This window comes from Spiribacter roseus (genome assembly GCF_002813635.1).
Classification (GTDB): domain Bacteria; phylum Pseudomonadota; class Gammaproteobacteria; order Nitrococcales; family Nitrococcaceae; genus Spiribacter; species Spiribacter roseus.
Genome location: NZ_CP016382.1, coordinates 1,205,357 through 1,225,318, shown reverse-complemented (window position 1 = coordinate 1,225,318; position 19,962 = coordinate 1,205,357). Strand labels below are relative to the sequence as shown.

At 66.4% G+C, this 19,962-nt stretch carries 17 protein-coding genes; 11 read left to right on the top strand and 6 right to left on the bottom strand.

From position 1 onward, the window contains the following. Positions 1-25: 25 nt before the first annotated feature. From BBH56_RS05975 to lexA, 3 genes are read right to left on the bottom strand one after another with little or no spacing between them, the layout of a single operon-like run. Complete coding sequence (locus BBH56_RS05975; protein WP_148122257.1) at positions 26-1,474, bottom strand: Y-family DNA polymerase; 1,449 nt, start codon at positions 1,472-1,474, stop codon at positions 26-28. A 32-nt stretch (positions 1,475-1,506) separates the two neighbouring features. Next, positions 1,507-2,181: a translesion DNA synthesis-associated protein ImuA gene (gene imuA / locus BBH56_RS05970; protein WP_069134249.1), complete on the bottom strand. Its 675-nt coding sequence runs from the start codon at positions 2,179-2,181 to the stop codon at positions 1,507-1,509. A gap of 24 nt (positions 2,182-2,205) precedes the next feature. Further along, positions 2,206-2,841 (bottom strand): transcriptional repressor LexA, encoded by a 636-nt coding sequence (lexA, locus tag BBH56_RS05965; protein ID WP_148122256.1) that lies wholly within the window; start codon positions 2,839-2,841, stop codon positions 2,206-2,208. Positions 2,842-2,930: 89 nt separating this feature from the next. Between lexA and relA the strand changes: the two genes are divergently transcribed. From relA to BBH56_RS05935, 6 genes are all read left to right on the top strand, one after another. Beyond that, positions 2,931-5,147 carry a GTP diphosphokinase gene (gene relA, locus BBH56_RS05960; protein ID WP_148122255.1) on the top strand — a complete coding sequence of 739 codons (2,217 nt, stop codon included), beginning with the start codon at positions 2,931-2,933 and terminating at the stop codon, positions 5,145-5,147. Positions 5,148-5,150: 3 nt separating this feature from the next. Continuing rightward, entirely contained in the window at positions 5,151-6,797 is a 1,647-nt protein-coding gene (locus BBH56_RS05955; RefSeq protein WP_148122254.1) for an ExeM/NucH family extracellular endonuclease, read from the top strand. A 71-nt stretch (positions 6,798-6,868) separates the two neighbouring features. After that, positions 6,869-7,663, top strand: coding sequence for an ABC transporter ATP-binding protein (locus BBH56_RS05950; protein ID WP_069134253.1), 795 nt, complete (start codon positions 6,869-6,871; stop codon positions 7,661-7,663). Beyond that, on the top strand, positions 7,660-8,397 hold the full coding sequence (locus BBH56_RS05945) for an ABC transporter substrate-binding protein (protein ID WP_083217700.1): 738 nt from the start codon (positions 7,660-7,662) through the stop codon (positions 8,395-8,397). Before BBH56_RS05950 ends, BBH56_RS05945 begins: the two co-directional genes overlap by 4 nt. 18 nt (positions 8,398-8,415) lie before the next feature. Next, entirely contained in the window at positions 8,416-9,108 is a 693-nt protein-coding gene (locus tag BBH56_RS05940; protein WP_148122253.1) for an ABC transporter permease, read from the top strand. Beyond that, a complete protein-coding gene (locus BBH56_RS05935; RefSeq protein ID WP_069134255.1) occupies positions 9,105-9,791 on the top strand; it encodes an ABC transporter permease in 687 nt (228 codons plus the stop codon). Before BBH56_RS05940 ends, BBH56_RS05935 begins: the two co-directional genes overlap by 4 nt. Here the strand turns inward: BBH56_RS05935 and BBH56_RS05930 are convergent. Further along, complete coding sequence (locus BBH56_RS05930) at positions 9,727-10,404, bottom strand: GNAT family N-acetyltransferase (RefSeq protein WP_157809112.1); 678 nt, start codon at positions 10,402-10,404, stop codon at positions 9,727-9,729. The genes BBH56_RS05935 and BBH56_RS05930 overlap by 65 nt on opposite strands. A gap of 115 nt (positions 10,405-10,519) precedes the next feature. Here BBH56_RS05930 and BBH56_RS05925 point away from each other — a divergent pair, with 115 nt between their 5' ends. The 4 genes from BBH56_RS05925 to ppx are packed head-to-tail and all read left to right on the top strand — an operon-like array spanning position 10,520 to position 14,107. Beyond that, a complete protein-coding gene (locus BBH56_RS05925) occupies positions 10,520-11,074 on the top strand; it encodes a hypothetical protein (protein ID WP_069134257.1) in 555 nt (184 codons plus the stop codon). A 23-nt stretch (positions 11,075-11,097) separates the two neighbouring features. After that, positions 11,098-11,493 (top strand): DUF2721 domain-containing protein, encoded by a 396-nt coding sequence (locus BBH56_RS05920; RefSeq protein ID WP_069134258.1) that lies wholly within the window; start codon positions 11,098-11,100, stop codon positions 11,491-11,493. Beyond that, complete coding sequence (locus BBH56_RS05915) at positions 11,490-12,557, top strand: GGDEF domain-containing protein (RefSeq protein ID WP_069134259.1); 1,068 nt, start codon at positions 11,490-11,492, stop codon at positions 12,555-12,557. The genes BBH56_RS05920 and BBH56_RS05915 overlap by 4 nt, the downstream gene beginning before the upstream one ends. 20 nt (positions 12,558-12,577) lie before the next feature. Further along, positions 12,578-14,107, top strand: coding sequence for an exopolyphosphatase (ppx, locus tag BBH56_RS05910; RefSeq protein ID WP_148122251.1), 1,530 nt, complete (start codon positions 12,578-12,580; stop codon positions 14,105-14,107). Here the strand turns inward: ppx and ppk1 are convergent, their stop codons facing one another. Together ppk1 and sthA are read right to left on the bottom strand one after the other, a co-directional pair. Continuing rightward, complete coding sequence (gene ppk1, locus BBH56_RS05905) at positions 14,108-16,186, bottom strand: polyphosphate kinase 1 (RefSeq protein ID WP_144348184.1); 2,079 nt, start codon at positions 16,184-16,186, stop codon at positions 14,108-14,110. A gap of 80 nt (positions 16,187-16,266) precedes the next feature. After that, complete coding sequence (gene sthA / locus BBH56_RS05900) at positions 16,267-17,664, bottom strand: Si-specific NAD(P)(+) transhydrogenase (protein ID WP_148122250.1); 1,398 nt, start codon at positions 17,662-17,664, stop codon at positions 16,267-16,269. Between the two features lie 87 nt (positions 17,665-17,751). Between sthA and BBH56_RS05895 the strand changes: the two genes are divergently transcribed. Continuing rightward, on the top strand, positions 17,752-19,923 hold the full coding sequence (locus BBH56_RS05895; RefSeq protein WP_148122249.1) for a malate synthase G: 2,172 nt from the start codon (positions 17,752-17,754) through the stop codon (positions 19,921-19,923). Positions 19,924-19,962: the final 39 nt, after the last annotated feature.

Genomic DNA, 19,962 nt, shown 5'->3' with positions numbered 1-19,962 from the left:
GAACCTGAAGTGACCCGCGGGCATATCAGGCGAATATCCCGTGCAGATACCAGTCGCGCGGTCCGCGCCGATTACGGAATATCCAGACGCGGCGTCCCTCGGCGGTGCATGCGTGGTAGTAGTCGCGGGTGACATCGAGCCCGTCCCACCAGCCGGTCTCGATGCGCTCGGGCCCCGTCTCGAGCACCAGCGGGGCGTTGTGGTACTGCGGGCGTCCCTGGCAGCTGCGCAGTGGCAGCGGACGTTCGAGCAACCAGGCGGGTCGCGCGCCGGTGCAGGGCGAGGGCGCTGACGGGTCGACCCTAGCAGGCCGTCGATAGGCCCAGGCCCGCTCGGGTCGATGTTCGGCCATGGGGGTGATCATGCAGACGCGTTCCTCGCCGAGTCGGCTGTCGAAGGTTTCGATGAGTGCTTCCCAGTTCGCGTCCCGCGCCGGCCGGTCATCGCGGTCGAGCAGGTCGAATGCCCCGCTTGTCGCCTGCATGGCATGGAAGCGGCCAGCGCGCAGAGTAACTGCGGTGACGTCGGCCGTCAGCTCGAGACGCTCGAAACGTCGCTCGACCAGCCATTTCAGGTGACTGGCATCGCGGGTTGGCGACATGACCCCCACGGGCAGGCAGGTTGGATCGCGGTCGCGGTGCCAGAGCATGAACCACAGCCGCATGATGGCAGTATCGCGCTCGCGCAGATGGCTGCAGAGCGTATCCAGCAGCTGCTGGATCAAGGGATGGAGGCCGGCCACGTCCGCAACCGCCTCGGGGCAGTCGATGAGTTGCTCGAACTGACCGGGCGGCTGCCAGTTCTGGCGTGGATCGGGGCGCTCTCCATGGGCCCGCTGGAGTGTTTCGAGCAGCGGGCGGCCCAGTCGCCGGGTGGCGCCATCGCTGGGCAGCGACCGGACGGCATCCACGCATTCGCAACCCAGACCTTCCAGGGCGTCGCGAACCCGTTTTTCCAGCGGCAGTGCGTGGACTGGCAGGGGCGCGAGCCGATCGGCCAGTGCCGCGCGGGTCGTGACCGGCGTGCTGTCGCCCGCCCGGGCCAGCATCCACGCCGCAGTGGGTGTCGGGGCGATGCCGGTTCCGGCCCGATGCCCGCGTTGCTCAAGGCCCGCCGAGATCCGCTGACGCAGTGACTCGAGCCCCTGGAAGTAGTGCAGGCTTCCGGCCACCTCCAGAAGCAGCCCCTCGGGCGGCTGGAGGCTTACCCGCGGCGTGAACTGCAGGGCCCAGGTCGCCAGGTGCTCCAGCGTGCGGCGTTCGCGCTGGGGATCGCGGATGCGGTGAAGCCCCGCTTCGCTGATTGCCCGGGCAGCTGTCGGCAGCATGCCGGGGCGGATCCCCAGGCGTCGCGCCGGCCGGTTGGCACCGATGACACGGCCCGCCTCGGAGACAAACAGCGGTTGGGCGTTGTCCTCGCCGCTGCTGAAGCACTCCACCGGCAATTCGCGGAAATGCAGGCACAACCAGAGCATTGCCGTTCATTCACCCATGAGGGAATGGCCCCTCAGTCCTCCAGCGGCAGGGGCTGTTGTGTGCGCACGGGCGCCGTCGACCAGCTGTCGAGTGCCACCGACCCGGGCGGTGTGCCCCGGCACTTGAGTACCCGGAGGTTGAGCTGCTGAGCGCTGCTCTCCCCGAGTGCCAGCCGGAGTGCCGCTGGTGAGCGCTCCTGCGCGGCGGCGGCGTCACGGAACAGCAGGGCGAGACTGTCCCCGGATTCGGCTGCCAGCTGAAGACGCCGCAGGCTGCGATCGTCACAGCGGCTGGGCCAGGCCAGCACGGCCGCGCAGGTCCCGCTTCTGAGGGCCTGTTCGATGGACCACAGCGCCTGGGGCTGATCCCCTGGGTGGACGATCAGCAGCCGCGACAGGTCGATCCCCTGGGCGGCGAGTGCCGGTGCATAGGGCACGAAGGGGGGAGCGATCATGGCGATCCATCGACCGCTGCGCGACAGCCGTGCGAGGGCCGGCATGACCAGCCGCAGCTCGCCGACGCCATGGCCCTCGTGGAGGATCTCGGTGAGGGCGCTGCCGGGAAAACCGCCACCGGGCAATACCCGATCCAGTGCCGCGAAGCCGCTGGGTATATGGTCGAGGGCGGCGTCCGAACCCCCGCGCTGCGGATCGTTGGCGCGCCAGATGCCGGGCTGGTCAAGCAGCTCGTGAATGGCTTCCTTCATGATGAACCTCCTGTCGATTCAGCGTTAGAGCCCGGAACGGATGACACCGACACCGATTCCCTCAATGACGAGTTCCTCGTGTCGCAGGTCGAGTTCAATGGGCGCGAATTCGGGGTTTTCCGGGAGCAACCGGACCCGATGGCCGGTGCGGGAGAAACGTTTGACGGTGACCTCGTCCTGAATGCGGGCGACGACGATCTGGCCGTCGCGGACGTCGGTGGTGGAATGCACGGCGAGCAGGTCGCCGTCGAGGATGCCGGCGTCGCGCATGCTCATGCCGCGGACCCGCAGCAGATAATCCGCATCCGGCGAGAACAGACCGTCGCTGACCCGGTAGTGGTGGTCGATATGTGCTTCCGCCAGTAGGGGGCTGCCCGCCGCCACACGGCCGACCACCGGCAGTCCGTCCGCCTCGGCGGCGTCGACATCGTCGCTGGCGACGACCCCCCGGTCGCAGAGGCGGATGCCGCGTGATGCGCCGGGTTGAAGGGTGATGAAACCCTTGCGCGCGATGGCCCGCAGGTGCTGCTCGGCGGCGTTGGCCGATCGGAATCCGAGCTCCGCCGCGATTTCGCTGCGTGTGGGCGGGTAGCCGGTACGCGCCAGAAAGCGCTGGATAAGCTGGAGGATCTGATCCTGACGAGGTGTCAGCGTGTTCATGGTTGGCGACCGATATGGCTTCGATGTAACTGTTAATCTATACAGTACTGTATGGATATTCAATACCCATAGGCGCTAGAATCTGAAACATGGTGAAAGTGAGCGACAATCCGGTCGTCGATCGGCCCGGTGATCAGTCCGCGGCGGAGTGGATCGCCGCCATGCCCCGGTCGCCGGGGGCGGAAGAGCGCGCCCGGCTGACCGCGGCCTGGAAGTACGCCGCCGCTCATTATGGTGATGATCGGCGTGCGGCCGGGGACCGCCGCTTCGATCATGCCGTCGCGGTGGCGGACATCCTGAGCAGCCTCGAGCTTGACGCCGATACCGTGATTGCGGGGCTTCTGCACGACCTGCCGGACGCGGGCGGGCCGGACCTCGCCGCCATTGCCGGGCAGGCCGGCGCCACGGTCGCCAGCCTCGTGGAGGGTGGTCTGCGGATGGGGCAGGTCAGTCGTCTGCATGCGGGGTCGGGTAGCGCGCAGGAGGGCACGCGTGCCGAGGCGCTGCGCAAGATGCTGCTGGCGATGGCGCGGGATATTCGGGTGGTGTTTCTGGTGCTGGCCGAGCGCCTGCATGATCTGCGCCTTCTGGGCGCCCTGCCCGAGGCCGAACGCCAGCAGGTGGCCCGTGAAACCCTCGACCTGCACGCGCCGCTGGCGAACCGGCTGGGCATCTGGCAGATCAAGTGGGAGCTCGAGGATCTGTCGTTCCGCTATCTCGACCCCGACAGTTACAAGCGCATCGCCCGGCTGCTGGCCGAACGCCGGGTCGATCGCGAGCGTTTCATCGAGGCCATGAAAGCGCGTCTGGGCACGCATCTGGCCGAGGCGGGCCTGAACGCCGAGATCAGCGGCCGGCCCAAGCACATCTACAGCATCTGGCGGAAGATGCAGCGCAAGGGACTGGGTTTTGACGAGCTCTTCGACCTGCGCGCGGTGCGTGTGCTGGTGGACACCGTGCCGGCCTGCTACACCGCGCTGGGGATCATTCACAGCCTCTGGCAGCCGATTCCCCGCGAATTCGACGACTATATCGCCAGCCCCAAGGAGAACGACTACCGCTCGCTGCATACCGCCGTGATGGGCGAGGGTGGACGCCCCGTCGAGGTCCAGATCCGCACCCGCGAGATGCATGACCAGGCCGAACTGGGCATCGCCGCCCACTGGCGCTACAAGGAGGGTCGCAGTGCCGATCCCGACTTCGATGCGCGGGTTGCCTGGCTGCGTCAGCTACTCGAATCGACACCGGACAGTGAAACCGATGGCGATCTCATCGACCGTTTCCGTGCCGAAATCTTTGAGGACCGCGTCTATGTGATTACGCCCGGGGGCGATGTGGTCGACCTGCCCAGGGGCACCACGCCGCTGGATTTCGCCTACACCATTCACAGCGAGATCGGGCATCACTGCCGGGGCGCGCGGGTCAACGGGCGAATGGTCCCCCTGACTCACTCCCTGCAGAACGGCGACCAGGTCGAGATCCTCACCGCCCGCCATGCCCGGCCCAGTCGCGACTGGCTCAACCCGGCACTGGGCTATCTCAACTCGCCCCGCTCGCGGGCCAAAGTGCGCGCCTGGTTCCGTCAGCAGGATCAGGACAAGACCATTCAGCTGGGCCGCGAGCTGCTCGAGCGCGAACTCCATCGGCTGGGGCTTGCCGACGTCAATCTGGAGTCACTGGCCGCGCGGTCACGCTACGCCCGGCTGCCCGATTTTCTGGCTGCCCTGGGGCGGGGCGATGTGACCGGCGGGCAGATCGCCCATCTGCTGCGTGACCGGCTGCTGCCCGCCGAGCCCGAAAGCCGCGAGCAGCTTCTGCGCCGCCGCAGTGGCAGTGCCTCGACCCCCACGGATCCCGAGGACGACATCAGCGTCTATGGCGTTGGCAACCTGATGACGCGGATGGCGCGCTGCTGTCAGCCCACGCCGGGTGACGCCATCCTCGGCTTCATCACCCGCAATGAGGGGGTCACGGTCCATCGCAGCGACTGTGCGAACATCCGGCGGTTGCAGGAGACGACGCCGGAGCGCCTCATCGAGGTCAGCTGGAGTCGTGGGTCGGGGCGTGCCTATCCCGTGGATATCGTGGTCGAGGCCTATGATCGCCCGGGTCTGATCCGCGACATCTCGTCGCTGCTCAATAACGAGGGCATCAATGTGACGGCGGTCAACACCCGCACCGATCCTGATGATCAGGTGGCGCGCATGGTCATGACCGTTGAGGTGGCGGACGTCGATCAGCTGAGCGGAGTCATGCAGCGGATGGTGGGTCTGCGCAATATCCGCGATGTCCACCGGGCGGTCTGAGGCATGACAACGTCGGGTGACCGCAGGCGCTGGTGGCTGGGTGCCGGGTTGATCGGTCTGGTTCTGGCGCTGTCCAGCGCCGGCGTTCAGGCCCGTCCGGCATGCGGGGCAACGGGGGCGACTCCGCTCACGGCAATCCTCGGTCTGAAGGGTGAGGCCCTGCCGGCCGGCCGGGAGGTTGAGGTCCAGGCCCTGGTCAGCGGGCGTTTCCCCGGCGACTCCGGACTGAACGGGTTCTATCTGGTCTCCGAGTCATCGCCGGCCGGGATTTTCGTCTATGCCCCCGATCTGGCAACCGCCGAAACCCCGGATCGCCAGACGCGCCTGCGGATCCGCGCCCATACCGGGCGTTACCGCGGACGGATCCAGCTCGAACGGGTCGTGGCCATGTCTCGCTGCGGGGTGGGTACGGTCGACCCCGTCCGGCTGGAGCCGGGGGATCCGACGACCTACGCACGTCTGCGCGACCGCCCGGTGCGCATCGACGAGTCGCTCAGCATTGCCGAAGTCTACAATCTGGGGCGCTATGGCAGTCTGCGCCTCGCCCGGGGCGGGCGGCCGTTTCATCCCAACAACGGGGTTGAGGGCGGCGAGCGGCTGGACCTGCTCCTCGATGACGGCAGCTATCGGCGCGACCCGCGGCCGGTTCCGCACACCCGGGATGGCATCCGACGGGCCGGCGACCGGGTCGAGCGGGTGACCGGGATCCTCACCCGCGCCTTCGGGCGCTGGCGCATTCATCCCACCGAGCCGCCGTCCTTCCAGGCCCGCAATCCGCGCCCGGCGGCGCCACCCCGCGGGCCGGGCCTGCGCCTGGTGCAGCTCAACCTCCAGAACTACTTCACCGACCGCCGTGGCCGCGGTGCACCAACCGAGCGCGCCTTCGAGCGCCAGCGCGAGCGCCTGCGGGACCTTGTGCAGGCCCTCGATCCGGATCTGCTGGTTCTTCACGAGGTCGAGAACAATGCCGCTACCGTCGACAATCTGGTCAACCTGCTGAACGCCTCGACGCCGCCGGGGGATGATTATCGGGCGGCCGTGGATGGCCGGGGTGACGCAGTCATTCGCAGCGTCGTGCTGTATCGCCCCGATCGCCTGAGCCGGCGGACGGCTGACCACCAGGCGCACCCCGTCCATCCGCGGCAGCCCATTGTCGCCCGGTTCCGGACGCCGGCGGGGGCTGAATTCCGCGTGGCGGCCGCGCATTTCAAGTCCCGGGGTGGCTGCCCGCAGCGCGGCGATGTCGATCGCGGCGAAGGGTGCTGGGCGGATCGGCGCCAGGCCCAGAGCCGGGCGATGATCGACTGGCTGGCGGGCCGTCCCGCGTCGGACACGCCATTGCTGGTGCTGGCCGACCTCAATGCCTATCCAGCCGAGCGGGCGGTTGGCGCATGGACCACCGCCGGGTATCACGACCTGCTGGCGCGTCATGTGACGCCCCTCGACCGGTATACCTACAACTACCGCGGTCGTGCCGGCTACCTCGATCACGCACTGGCCAACCGCGGCATGCTCGCGCGCATCGCCGCGGTCCGCGTCTGGCCGATCAATGCCGATGAGTCCGCGCACCTGGCGCGCGAGGGGCATGGCGTCTGGCGGCTGTCGGATCACGATCCGATCATCATCGACCTGCACCCGCCGACGTCGTGAGCGCATTGGGCGACATCGCCATGTTGCGCTGCTAATGTAGTCATCGCATTGTCATATCGCCGGGGAATCCCATGGACGAGACCGCGATCGAGCTGCGCGGGATTTACAAGCGTTTTGGTGATCTGGAAGTCATCAAGGGCATCGACCTGACCGCCCGGCGCGGGGAGGTGGTGGCGCTGATCGGGACCAGTGGCTCGGGCAAGAGCACCCTGCTGCGCTGCGTCAACCTGCTTGAGCGCCCGGATGCCGGCGAGATCCTGTTCAACGGTGAGTCCATTGATCTGCGCGCCGGCCGCGACGGTACGCTGCGCCCCGCCCACCACGAGCAGATCACCCGGGTGCGCGCGGGCATCGGGTTCGTGTTCCAGAACTTCAATCTCTGGCCTCACATGAGCGTGCTTGAGAACGTCATTGAGGCGCCGATCCATGTCTCCGGCCTTTCCCGCCGTCAGGCCGTTGCCGAGGCCGAGCATCTGCTCGAGAAAGTCGGGCTCGGCGATAAGAAGGACGCCTATCCGGCGTTCCTGTCGGGCGGCCAGCAGCAGCGCGCGGCCATTGCCCGGACGCTGGCGATGAAGCCCGCCGTCATCCTCTTCGACGAGCCCACCTCCGCCCTTGACCCCGAGCTGGTGGGCGAGGTGCTGGGCGTGATCCGGCAGCTCGCCGAAGAGGGCCGGACCATGCTGATCGTGACCCACGAGATGCGCTTTGCCCGCGATGTCGCCCATCGCGTCGTATTCCTCGACGCCGGACGCATCGAAGAGCAGGGGCCGCCCTCCGAGGTCTTCGGTCAGCCCCGATCAGAGCGCTGTCGCGCATTTCTCGCAACCCATCTATCGGAAGCCAAAGGAGTGACACTGTCATGATCCGTTCCCTGTTCGCCCTGCTGCTCGGCAGCCTCATCGCCCTGCCCGTATCGGCCCAGGACACACTGCGAATCGCGACTGAGGGCGCCTATCCGCCCTTCAACTTCATCGACGCCTCGGGCGAGGTCAAAGGATTTGATGTCGACATCGCCGAGGCCCTGTGCGCCGAAATGGGCGCTGACTGCGAGCTGGTCACCCAGTCCTGGGATGGCATCATCCCCGGCCTGATTGCGGGTCGCTACGACGCCATCATCGCCTCGATGTCCATCACCCCCGAGCGTCAGGAGGCCGTGAGCTTCAGCGAGCCCTACTATTCCAACAAGCTGCAGTTCATTGCCCCCAACGAGAGCGATTTCGGCCCGTCTGATGCGTCCGATGCCGTGATCGGCGCCCAGCGCGCGACCATTGCCGCCCAGTGGTTGCAGGACAATGTCCCCGAGGCCGACATCCGGGTCTACGACACCCAGGAGAACGCCTATCTGGACCTTGAAAGCGGTCGCCTGGATGCCGTGCTCGCCGACGTCTACGTGAGCTACGAGTGGCTCGAGAGCGACGAAGGCGCCGCTTACGAGTTCAAGGGCGACCCGGTCTACGACGATGACAAGATCGCCATCGCCGTGCGCAAGGGGGACGAGGCCCTGGCCGCGCGTTTCAGTGAGGCCATTGAGGCGATCCGCGCCGACGGGACGTATCAGGCGATCAACGCCGAGTACTTCCCCTTCGATATCTACTGATCCGCCGGGCGACTGCGCATGGATCTTCAGGGGTTTGGCGCGCAGCTCGCCGCTGGCACCTGGGTGACGGTACAGCTTGCCATCGTCAGCATGGCCTGTGCCGTCATTCTGGGTCTGCTGGGTGCCAGTGCGAAGACCGCCGGGCCGGCGCCTGTGCGGGCGCTGGGCACGCTCTATACCGGCACGGTCAGGGGGCTGCCCGAGCTGCTGGTGATCCTGCTGGTGTATTTCGGCGCGGCCAACGCGATCAACGCGGTCGCCTCGATGCTGGGCTACACCGGGTATATCGCGCTGTCGCCGTTCATGGCCGGCGTGATCGCGCTGGCGTTCAACTACGGCGCCTACATGACCGAAGTCTTCCGTGGGGCCCTGGCGACGATACCGGCGGGGCATCGCGAAGCGGGGCTGGCGCTGGGGATGGGGCGGGCCCGGATCTTCCGGCGCATTGTCCTGCCACAGGTCTGGCGGGTCGCCCTGCCGGCCAGCGGCAATATCTTTCTCTCGCTCATCAAGGACACGGCACTGGTCTCGGTCATCGGCCTTGAGGATCTGATGCGCGAGACCTCCGTGGCGGTGGGCTACAGCAAAGAGCCATTCACCTTCTATGTGGCGGCGGCTTTCATTTATCTGGGGCTGACGGCGCTCACCACGCTCGCGATCCATTGGCTTGAACGGCGGACCACGCATGGCATGAGGACGCTGGCCGGATGAACTGGCAGGTAATGATCGAGAGCCTGCCGGCGCTCGCCGAGGGGGCCCTGCTGACCCTTGAGCTGGTCGCCGTTTCGGGGGTCCTGGGGTTGGTGCTGGCGGTGCCCATGGCAATGGCGCGTGTCTCGCCACGCGGGTGGGTGAAGGCCTTGCCCATGGCGCATATCTATTTCTTTCGGGGCACGCCGCTGCTGGTGCAGATCTATCTGGTCTACTACGGCAGCGGGCAGTTCGAGGCGATCCGAACGTCGTTTCTCTGGCCCTATCTGAGTGAGGCGTACTGGTGCGCCATCATCGCCTTTACCCTGAATACGTCGGCGTATACCGCCGAGATCCTGCGTGGGGCCCTTCAGTCGGTGCCACGCGGTGAGGTCGAGGCGGCCGAGGCGGTGGGCATGACCCCGGCGCTGATCTGGCGTCGCATCCGCCTGCCCCGGGCGTTCCGGATCGCGCTGCCGGCGTACAGCAACGAGGTGATCCTCATGCTCAAGGGCAGCGCGCTCGCGAGCACCATTACGTTGATGGATCTGACCGGGGTGGCGCGGACCATCATTGCCCGAACCTACACGCCCATGGAGCTGTTTCTGGCCGCCGGACTGCTCTATGTGCTGCTCACGTTCATGATCCTGGGCGGGTTTCGGCTGCTCGAGAAGCGGTTGAACCGGCATCTGCAGCCGCGTTGAAGGCCCGCACTGCCTGGGCGCCCGTCCACGGCAGATCGACCTGATCGCCGGCATCGGCCCCCAGTAGCCCACGACGCCGTGGGTCGATCACCCACTCCAGGCGCGTGGCGAAGGGCCGAAACCCGGCGCGCTGGTAAAAACCCAGTGCCGCCACCGAGTCTTCGCTGCAGGTATGCAGCCAGATCCGGCGGGCCCCCAGCGCCTGCGCACCGGCGAGCGCGCTGCCCATCAGCCGCTGGCCCAGGCCCTGGCCACGGGCGCCGGGCACGAGTCCGCAGTGAAGGATTTCCGCCTGACCATCGCGACGCAGGATCAGTTCGCAGAACCCCGCGAGCCCGCCCCCCTGGTCGAGGCGCCAGCAGCGATGATCGGGATTGTCCAGGTCACGGGCGATGGCGGCCCGCCCCTGAGCCAGCCGATCGGACCAGAGCCACGGATTGCCGACCCGGTGATACGCCTGAAGATAATCCTCCACACCGGGGAACCAGCGCCGGGCCTTTTCAGCCCAAGCAGTCGTCGAGTCAACGGGCTGCTCAAGAAACACCACCCGTGAGCTGTAGCCGAATTGATCGGGCCGGCAGTAACGCTGGAAGGGGTCAAGCGGATCGTTCATGGTGGAATGCACTCGTGGTTGGTTGATATCGCGCAGCGATTGTTGACACGACAGCGCAACAGGCTGGTACTTTGCTGGCTTATATTCGAACAGAACAGACTGGATGGAGTCACCAATGTCGCATTTACCCATTTGTCACTGGACGCGGCGCGCCGTCTTCACGCTTGCGATCGCCGCAGTCGCTGCGACGGGGCTCGCCCAGGCCCAGAGCTCGGACGGAGGATCGTCGAGCCGCCAGGAGCTGCAGTCCCTGCAGCAGTCGCTGGCCTCAATCCGCGAGGAGGCGATTAACGAGAACCCCGGTCTGGCGGACCGTCAGCAGTCGCTGGAAGACCGCATGATGTCGCGGATGCGCGACGAGGGCGTCAGCCCCCGGGAGGACGTCAAGCGCCTCCAGGATATCGCCCGTGAGCTGCGTGGCGGCGAAGTGGCCGAGGAAGACCGCGCGGCGATGATGGAAGAGTATCAGAGCACGCGTCAGGCGCTGTTACAGGCGCGTCGCACTGCCATGCAGGACAGCGGCATTCAGGACGACCAGATGCAGCTGCAGGAAGACATCGTCGACGCCATGTCCGATATCGATGACAGCGTCCCGGAGATGATCGACCGCTTTGAGACCCTCCGCGGCAATGTCCAGTCGCAGCGCCAGTCGGGTAGCGGCGCGCAGTAAGCGTCCGTCAGGGGGAGCAGGGCATGGATCTGACGCTGGGAACGCCGTCATTGCTGTTTCCAGCGGTGTCCCTGCTGCTGCTGGCCTATACCAACCGGTTCCTCGCGCTGGCCTCGCTGATCCGGGATCTGCAGGCCCGCTACTCCAGCACCCAGCGGCGCAGCCTGCTGGCGCAGATTGATAATCTACGTCGGCGCGTGAAGTTGATTCAGTACATGCAGGCCGCCGGCGTTGGCAGCCTGATGGCCTGTGTCGCCAGCATGTTCCTGTTGTTCGGCGGGTTTGTCCTGGTGGCCCGGTGGCTGTTCGGCCTCAGCCTGATTCTGATGATGGTCTCGCTGGCCCTGTCGGTGCGCGAGATCTGGATATCGGTGAACGCCATCAATATCCAGCTGGCCGATATGGAGTCGGAGCGATGAATGCCCTGCCAGGGGTGATCCTGCCCGGTAATGACCCGCGGCAGTCGCTCCGGGTGCGACGCTTCCTGCTGGCGGCCACCGTCTACGGCCTTGCCATCGCCCTGATGGGCCTTTATGTCCGTCAGGGGCTGCTGGCGATCCCCGAGTGGCAATTTCTGAGCCTGGTGATCGTGCTGGTCAATGCGGGGCTCTACGCGCTTCTCCGCAGCGGCCGCAACGAGCGTTTCGTTGACCCCAGCCTGACCGGGCTCCAGATGTTCATGGTCTGTCTGCTGATGGGGCTGACCATGTACCTGCTGGACGGCGGCCGGGGCGGTCTTCTGCTGCTGTTTCTGGTGTTGCTGATGTTTGGGGTGCTGCGCCTCAATGCCCGACAGTTCACCGCGCTGGGCGGTTTCGCGTTGCTCTGCTATGCCGTGGCGGTGGGGGCCGTCTGGCAGCAGCGGCCGGAGGCGTTCAACGCCCAGGTGGAGCTGCTGCATCTGGTGGCGCTCAGCACGCTGGTGCCCTGTGGCGGCTTTTTCGCCAGTCATGTCAGCCGGCTGCGACGCCTGCTGCGGGACCGTCAGATCGAACTGCAGCGGGCCCGCGAGGAGGCCCATGACCTGCGGGTGCTTGACCCACTGACCGGCATCAGCAACCGCAGCGCCATCATCGCGTTCATCGACCAGGAGTGGCAGCGCGCCGAGCGCCTTGACCAGCCGCTGGCGGTGATCTTTGTCGACCTGGTGCACTTCAAGCGGATCAATCGCGAATACAGCCATGCCACCGGCGACGACGTCCTGCGTGAGGTCGCGCGGCGGCTGCGGGGCTGCGTCCGCGACATTGATGGGCTGGGCCGGTACGGCGGCGAGGAGTTCCTGGTGGCATTGCCCGACGCCGACGCCGATGAGGCGGCCCGTGTGGCGGAAAGACTCCGCAGCTGCATCGAAGGCCAGCGCTTTGCCGCCCTGCCGGTCCGCGAGCGTGTGCGCTGTGCGCTGGGTACCAGCATGTTCCATTCATCCGACCCGGACATCTGGCAGGCCATTGAGCGCGCCCGGATTGATTCCGAGTCGGGCTAGACGAACGGGAGTCAGAACCGATGGCCGTCGATGCAGCGCCCACCCATGACCCGGTCAACGAGGCCGATGAAATTGCGGCGGTCGATCTCGGCTCCAACAGTTTTCATATGATCATCGCGCGGCCCGATGAGTCGGGGCTGCGCACCCACGACCGGCTGCGTGAGTCGGTCCGACTGGCAGCCGGGCTGGATGCCGAGAAGCGGCTGTCCGCCGATGCCCGGGCCCGGGCGCTTGCCTGTCTTGAGCGCTTCGGTCAGCGCGTCCGCGAGCTCCCCGAAGGTGCCGTGCGGGCGGTGGGCACCAACACACTGCGGCAGTCGCGTGACAGCCGGGCGTTTCTGCGCGAGGCCGAACAGGCGCTCGGCCACCCGATCCAGATCGTCTCCGGCTACGAAGAGGCGCGACTGATCTATCTGGGGGTCGCGCACAGCATCGCCGATGATGAGGATCGCCGCCTGGTGATGGACATCGGCGGTGGCAGCACCGAATTCATTATTGGTGAGCACTTCGTCCCGCGCGAAATGGAAAGCCTGCACATGGGGTGTGTGAGCACCACGCAGCGGTTCTTCAGTGACGGGGTGATCACCGACAAACGCCTGCGGCAGGCCGAGATCGCCGCGCGTCGGGAGCTTGAGCCAATCGCCGATCGCTACCGGCGATTGGGATGGGAGCGGGCCATCGGTGCCTCCGGGACCATTCGCGCCATTGAGCGGTGCCTGCGCGAAAATGGCTGGACCGCCGGTGGGATTGATCCGAAGGGGCTGCAGAAGCTGCGCCGGGCGCTGGTCAAGGCGGGCGATATCAAGCGCCTGAAGTTGGATGGCGTCAATGCCTCGCGGGCTGAAGTGTTGCCCGGTGGGCTGGCGGTGCTCCTGGGTGCTTTCCAGCAACTCGGTCTCGAGCAGATGGAGGCCGCGGATGGGGCGCTGCGCGAGGGGCTGTTATTTGATCTGATCGGGCGGATCCGGCATGCCGACGTGCGCACGGCGAGCGTTCGGGCGATGGCCGAGCGCTACCACGTCGATCAGGATCAGGCGCGTCGCGTGGCAACGCTGGCCGATTCCCTGCGCGGCGAGGTGGCGACCGACTGGGGGCTGGTCACACCGGCCGCTCGGGATACCTTGCAGTGGGCCGCCTGGGTGCACGAGATCGGCCTGGACATTTCCCACAGCCAGTACCACAAACACGGCGAGTACATCGTGCGGCACAGCGACCTGGCCGGCTTCGCCCGCGAGGAGCAGCAGTTGCTGGCCACGCTGATCCGGGCCCATCGACGCAAGTTCCCGCGTAATGCCTTCCGTGAGCTGCCCGAGGACTGGCAGACCGCCTCGGTCCGACTGGCGGTACTGCTGCGTCTTGCGGTGACCCTGCAGCGCGCGCGCAGCGACGAACCCCTGCCGGCACTCACTCTCAAGGCTGCCGGGCGCAAGCTCACCGTGCGCTTTCCCGCCGGCTGGCTGGATGACAACCCGCTGGTTGAAGCCGACCTGAGCGAGGAGGCCGGCTTTCTCGAGGCAGCGGGTTTTCGCCTGCGGATCAATCGCGACTGATCAGCCGTCCTCGCCGTAGCCCTGGAGCAGCGCGGTCTGGGCGCTCACGCCGGTCTCATCGGCCCCGGGGGTGAGGCGGCGGTACTCACCATCGGCATCCAGCACCCAGGCCTGCGTGTTATCCGCAAGATAGGTCTGCAGATCGGCGAGCACCCGGTCGCGGAGCTCGGCATCGAGGAGCGGGAAGGCCGCCTCGACGCGCCGGAAGAAGTTGCGCTCCATCCAGTCCGCCGAGCTGCAGTAGAGCTCCGGGTCGCCGTTGTTGGCGAAGTAGAACACCCGCGTGTGCTCGAGGAACCGCCCGATGACCGAGCGCACCCGGATGGTGTCACTGACCCCCTCGACGCCGGGACGCAGGCAGCACATGCCACGCACGATCAGGTCGATCCCGACACCCGCCTGGGATGCCGCGTACAGCGCCCGGATGACCTTGGGTTCGACCAGCGAGTTGACCTTGATGATGATCCGGGCCGGTCGGCCGGCCTCGGCGTGGCGCTGCTCGCGGGCGATCTTCTCGAGAATGCCGGGATGCAGGGTGAACGGTGACTCGAGCAGATGACTGAGCGCCGAGACCTTGCCGAGGCTGGTGAGCTGGAGGAACACGCGATGGACGTCCTCGCCAATGGCCGGGCGGGTCGTCATCAGGCCATAGTCGGTGTAGAGCCGGGCCGTGCGTGAGTGGTAGTTGCCGGTCCCAAGGTGGACGTAATGGCGCAGCCGACCGCTTTCCCGGCGTACGATCAGCATCAGTTTGGCGTGGGTCTTGTGACCCACCACCCCATAGACCACATGCGCACCGGCCTCCTGCAGCCGGTTGGCAAGCCCGATGTTGGCCGCCTCGTCAAATCGGGCGCGCAACTCCACCACCACGGTCACCTCTTTGCCGCTGCGCGCGGCGGTGACCAGATGATCGACCACCGCCGAGTCGGGGCCGGTCCGGTACAGGGTCTGCTTGATCGCCAGCACGTCGGGATCCTGGGCTGACTGGCGCAGCAGCTCGATGACCGGGGCGAACGACTCGAAGGGGTGATGCAGCAGGATGTCGCGCCGCCGCATGACCTTGAAAATATCGCCGGTGTGGCTGAGTTCCGCCGGCAACCCGGGCTTGAAGGCCGGGTACTTGAGGTCGGGCCGGTCGACCAGGTCACAGACCGCGAACAGCCGGTTGAGATTGACCGGTCCGTTGACCTGATAGAGGGCCTCGGGCTCGAGTTCGAACTCCTCGAGCAGGAAATGCGCCATGTGCTCGGGGCAGTTGGCGGCCACCTCGAGGCGCACGGCATCGCCATAGCGCCGTGATGGCAGCTCGCCCTCCATGGCCCGGAGCAGGTCATCCACTTCCTCCTCGTCGACATACAGGTCCGAGTTGCGCGTCACCCGGAACTGATAGCAGCCGGTGGTCTTCATGCCCGGGAACAGGTCGGTGACATGGGCGTGGATGACCGAGGACAGGAACACGAAGTCGTAGGTACCGCCGCCATCGAGCTCCGGTGGCAGCTGGATGATGCGGGGCAGGGCCCGTGGCGCCTGGACCACCGCCATGCCGCTGCTGCGCCCGAAGGCGTCCTTGCCTTCCAGCGAGATGATGAAGTTGAGGCTTTTATTGAGGACCTGCGGGAACGGATGCGCCGGATCCAGCCCCAGCGGGCTGAGGATGGGCAGGAGCTCGGTCTCGAAATAGCTGCGGATCCAGTCCTGCTGCGCCTGCGTCCATTCGTTGCGGCGCAGAAAGCGGATATCCGCCGCGGCCAGCGCCGGGGTGACCTCATCATTGAGCAGCCGGTACTGCTCGTCCACGAGGGCATGGGCGCGTTCGCTGATCTCGCGCAGCACCTGCTGGGGCGTCCGGTTGTCCGGCCCGCTCTGGCCCACGCCAAGTTCCCGGGCCTGGCGCAGACCCGCCACCCGGATCTCGAAGAATTCGTCCAGGTTCGAGCTTGCGATGCAGAGGAACTTGAGCCGCTCGAGCAGCGGATTGGAGTCGTCGGCCGCCTGCGCGAGGACCCGCTCATTGAAGGCCAGGAGGCTCAACTGACGGTTCAGGTAGAGCCCGGGGTGGTGGAGGTTGTCCGATTGCATTGCGTCGCTGTCCTTTAAAGTCGCCGCCCAGCATAAACCGGTTCGGTTGCGATGAGGTTACGTGCGCGCTCTGCCTCGGTTCAGGCGACCCGGTTATAGCCGTTGAGGGCGGCGACGCGATAGCCCTCGGCCATGGTCGGATAATTGAATGTGGTGTTCATGAAGTAGCGCAGGGTGTTGTTGGGGGCCGGCTGCGCCATGATCGCCTGGCCGATGTGGACGATCTCGGCGGCCTGGTCGCCAAAGCAGTGGATGCCGAGGAGCTCCAGCGTATCGGCGTGGAAGAGCAGCTTGAGCATGCCCACCGTCTGTCCCGAGATCTGTGCCCGCGCCAGATCCTTGAAAAAGGCGTGGCCGATCTCATAAGGGATCTGGGCATCGGTGAGTTCGCCCTCGGTGCGGCCGACGGAGCTGATCTCGGGGATGGTGTAGATGCCGGTGGGTACGTCATGCGCCAGCCGATACTCGCAGTGTCCCTCGAGCATATGGGTCGCCGCGTAGCGCCCCTGGTCGTAGGCGGCGCTGGCCAGACTCGGATACCCCACCACATCGCCGATGGCATAGATCGATGGCTGCGCGGTCTGGAAGTCGTCGTTGACCTCCACCTGACCCCGACCGTTGGGCTGGATGCCGATATGCTCCAGCCCCATGCCATCGGTGTTGCCGCTGCGCCCGTTGGCCCACAGCAGCAGGTCCCCGCGCACCCGCTTGCCCGACTGCAGGTAGAGGGTCACGCCGTCGTCGTCGGCCTCGATGGACTGGTACTGCTCGCGGTGACGGATGACAACGCCGTGCTCACGCAGATGATAGGAGATGGCATCGGAGATTTCGTCGTCAAGAAACGCCAGCATGCGCTCACGCGTGTTGATCAGGTCGACCTTGACGCCGAGGCCGCGGAAGATCGAGGCGTATTCACTGCCGATGACGCCGGCACCATAGATGATCAGGCTGCGGGGCGTATGTTCCAGGGACAGGATCTGGTCGCTGTCGCAGATGCGTGGATGAGTGAAATCAACATCCGCCGGGCGATAGGGCCGTGAACCGGTGGCGATCAGGAAATGCCGGGCCGTCAGGCGCTCGGTGCGGCCGTCCGCACCGGTCAGCGCGAGGGTGTGCTCGTCCTCGAAGCGCCCCTCGCCGGTAAGCACCGGGACGTTGTTGCGCAGATAGAACCCACTGCGCAGGCCGACCTGCTGATCGATGACCGACCGGGCGTGACGCAGCATGGTCTGGAATGACACATGCCGGGGCTCGCCGGCCTCGCGGAACAGGGCGGAGCTGTTGTACTCCATGAGCCGGCGGACATTGTGGCGCAGCGCCTTGGAAGGAATCGTGCCCCAGTGCGTGCAGCCGCCGCCCACCTCGCTCAGCCGCTCGATCATGGCGACACGCTGACCGCCCTTGGCAAGCTTCATCGCCGCGCCTTCGCCGGCCGGCCCGCTGCCGAGGACGAGCGTGTCGTAATGCTGATCACTCATGGGGTTCATCCTCCTCGCGTTGTGTTTTATTTTAGCTGGACGCCATTAGAGAACAAAATTCACACCAACGGTGACGGGGAAGAGTCAATGACTGAGCGTGTCGAGCGGGCGGGATTACAGGTAGCGAGACCCCTGGACGATTTGATCGGCCAGGCGGCGATCGTCGGCACGGGCGTTGACGAGACCCGGTTCTGGGAAGGCCTTGCGGAACTGGTCGACGAGCTCGGCCCCCGCAACCATGCCCTCCTCGCGCATCGCGATACCCTGCAGCGACAGATCGATGAGTGGCATCGCGCCCACCCCGGCGAGCATTCAAGCGCCGCGTATCGGCGGTTCCTCGAAGAAATCGGCTACCTGCAGCCGCCCACCGGAGCGGTCGAGGTCAGCACTGAGAACGTGGACGACGAGATCGCCCGCATCGCCGGTCCGCAGCTGGTGGTGCCGCTCAACAACGCCCGCTACGCCCTGAATGCCGCCAATGCCCGTTGGGGCAGTCTCTATGATGCGCTCTACGGCACCGATGCCATTCCCGACAGCGAGGGGCTTGAGCGCGGTACGGCCTTCAACCCGGACCGTGCCCGCCACGTCGTGGCCTGGGCGACCGCCTTCCTGGACGCCAATTTTCCGCTCGCGGCGGGCAGTCACGCGGATGTGACGGCCTACCGGGTGGCGGCCGGCGAGGGCGACCAGACACTGCGCGTGACCCTGACCGGAGGCGGCGAGACCGGCCTCGCGGACCCCGACCAGTGGGTGGGTTACGCCGGGACGGCATCGGCCCCCGAAGCCGTCCTGCTGCGGCGTCATGGCCTGCATGTCGAGATCAGCATCGATGCCGATGATCCCATTGGCCGGACTCACCCCGCCGGCGTGCGCGATCTGGTCATGGAATCGGCGGTCACCTCGATCCAGGACTGTGAGGATTCGGTGGCCGCGGTGGACGGCGAGGACAAGGCACAGGTCTATGCCAACTGGCTGGGGCTGATGCGGGGCGACCTCGAGGAGCGCTTCTACAAGCAGGGCCGCGAGGTCGTGCGAACCCTCAATCCCGATCGTGCCTACACCGGGGCCGACGGGCAGCCGCTGAATCTACCCGGACGCAGCCTGATGCTGGTCCGCAACGTCGGGCATCTGATGACGACGCCGGCGGTCCTCGACGCCCGGGGCAACGAGATCCCGGAGGGGATCCTCGACGCCCTGTGCACCGCGATGATCGCCATGCATGACCTGCAGCGCGACGGCGGCAACAGCCGCACTGGCAGCGTCTATATCGTCAAGCCGAAAATGCATGGACCCGACGAGGTGGCGCTGACCGTGGCGCTGTTCGCCCGCGTCGAGCAGATCCTCGGGCTGGCCGACAACACGCTCAAGATCGGCGTGATGGACGAGGAGCGGCGCACCACCCTTAACCTGCAGCGCTGCATTGAGGCGGCCCGCGAGCGGCTGATTTTCATCAACACCGGCTTCCTCGATCGCACCGGCGACGAGATCCACACCAGCATGGAGGCCGGGCCGATGATCCGGAAGGCGGCCATGAAGCAGTCGCGCTGGCTGAATGCCTATGAGGACTGGAATGTGGATACCGGGCTGGCCTGCGGGCTGCCGGATCATGCCCAGATTGGCAAGGGGATGTGGCCGATGCCGGATCGCATGGCCGATATGCTCGAAGCCAAGATCGGCCATCCACGGGCCGGCGCCAACTGCGCCTGGGTGCCGTCACCCACGGCCGCCACCCTGCATGCCACTCACTACCACCAGGTGGACGTTCGGGCCCGGCAGGCCGAGCTGGCGGGCCAGTCGCGGGCGACCATCGACGATCTGCTGACAATTCCCGTCGCCACCGACACGCAGTGGAGCGATGAGGAGATCGGCGCCGAGCTCGACAACAACTGTCAGGGCATTCTCGGCTACGTGGTGCGCTGGATCGATCAGGGGATCGGCTGTTCCAAGGTCCCGGACATCAATGACATCGGACTGATGGAGGATCGCGCGACCCTGCGTATCTCAAGTCAGCACATCGCCAACTGGCTCCATCACGGCATCGTCAGCGAGGATCAGGTGATGGCCGCCATGAAGCGGATGGCCGCGGTGGTGGATCGGCAGAACGCCGATGATCCGACCTATACGCCAATGGGCCCCGGCTTTGGGGGCGCAGCCTTCCAGGCCGCCTGTGATCTGGTCTTCAAGGGCCGCGAGCAGCCCAGTGGCTATACCGAGCCGTTGCTGCATGCCCACCGTCTGGCGCTCAAGGGCGGCGCTTAAGGCTCCCGCATCGGGCATAAAAAAACCCGGCCACATGGC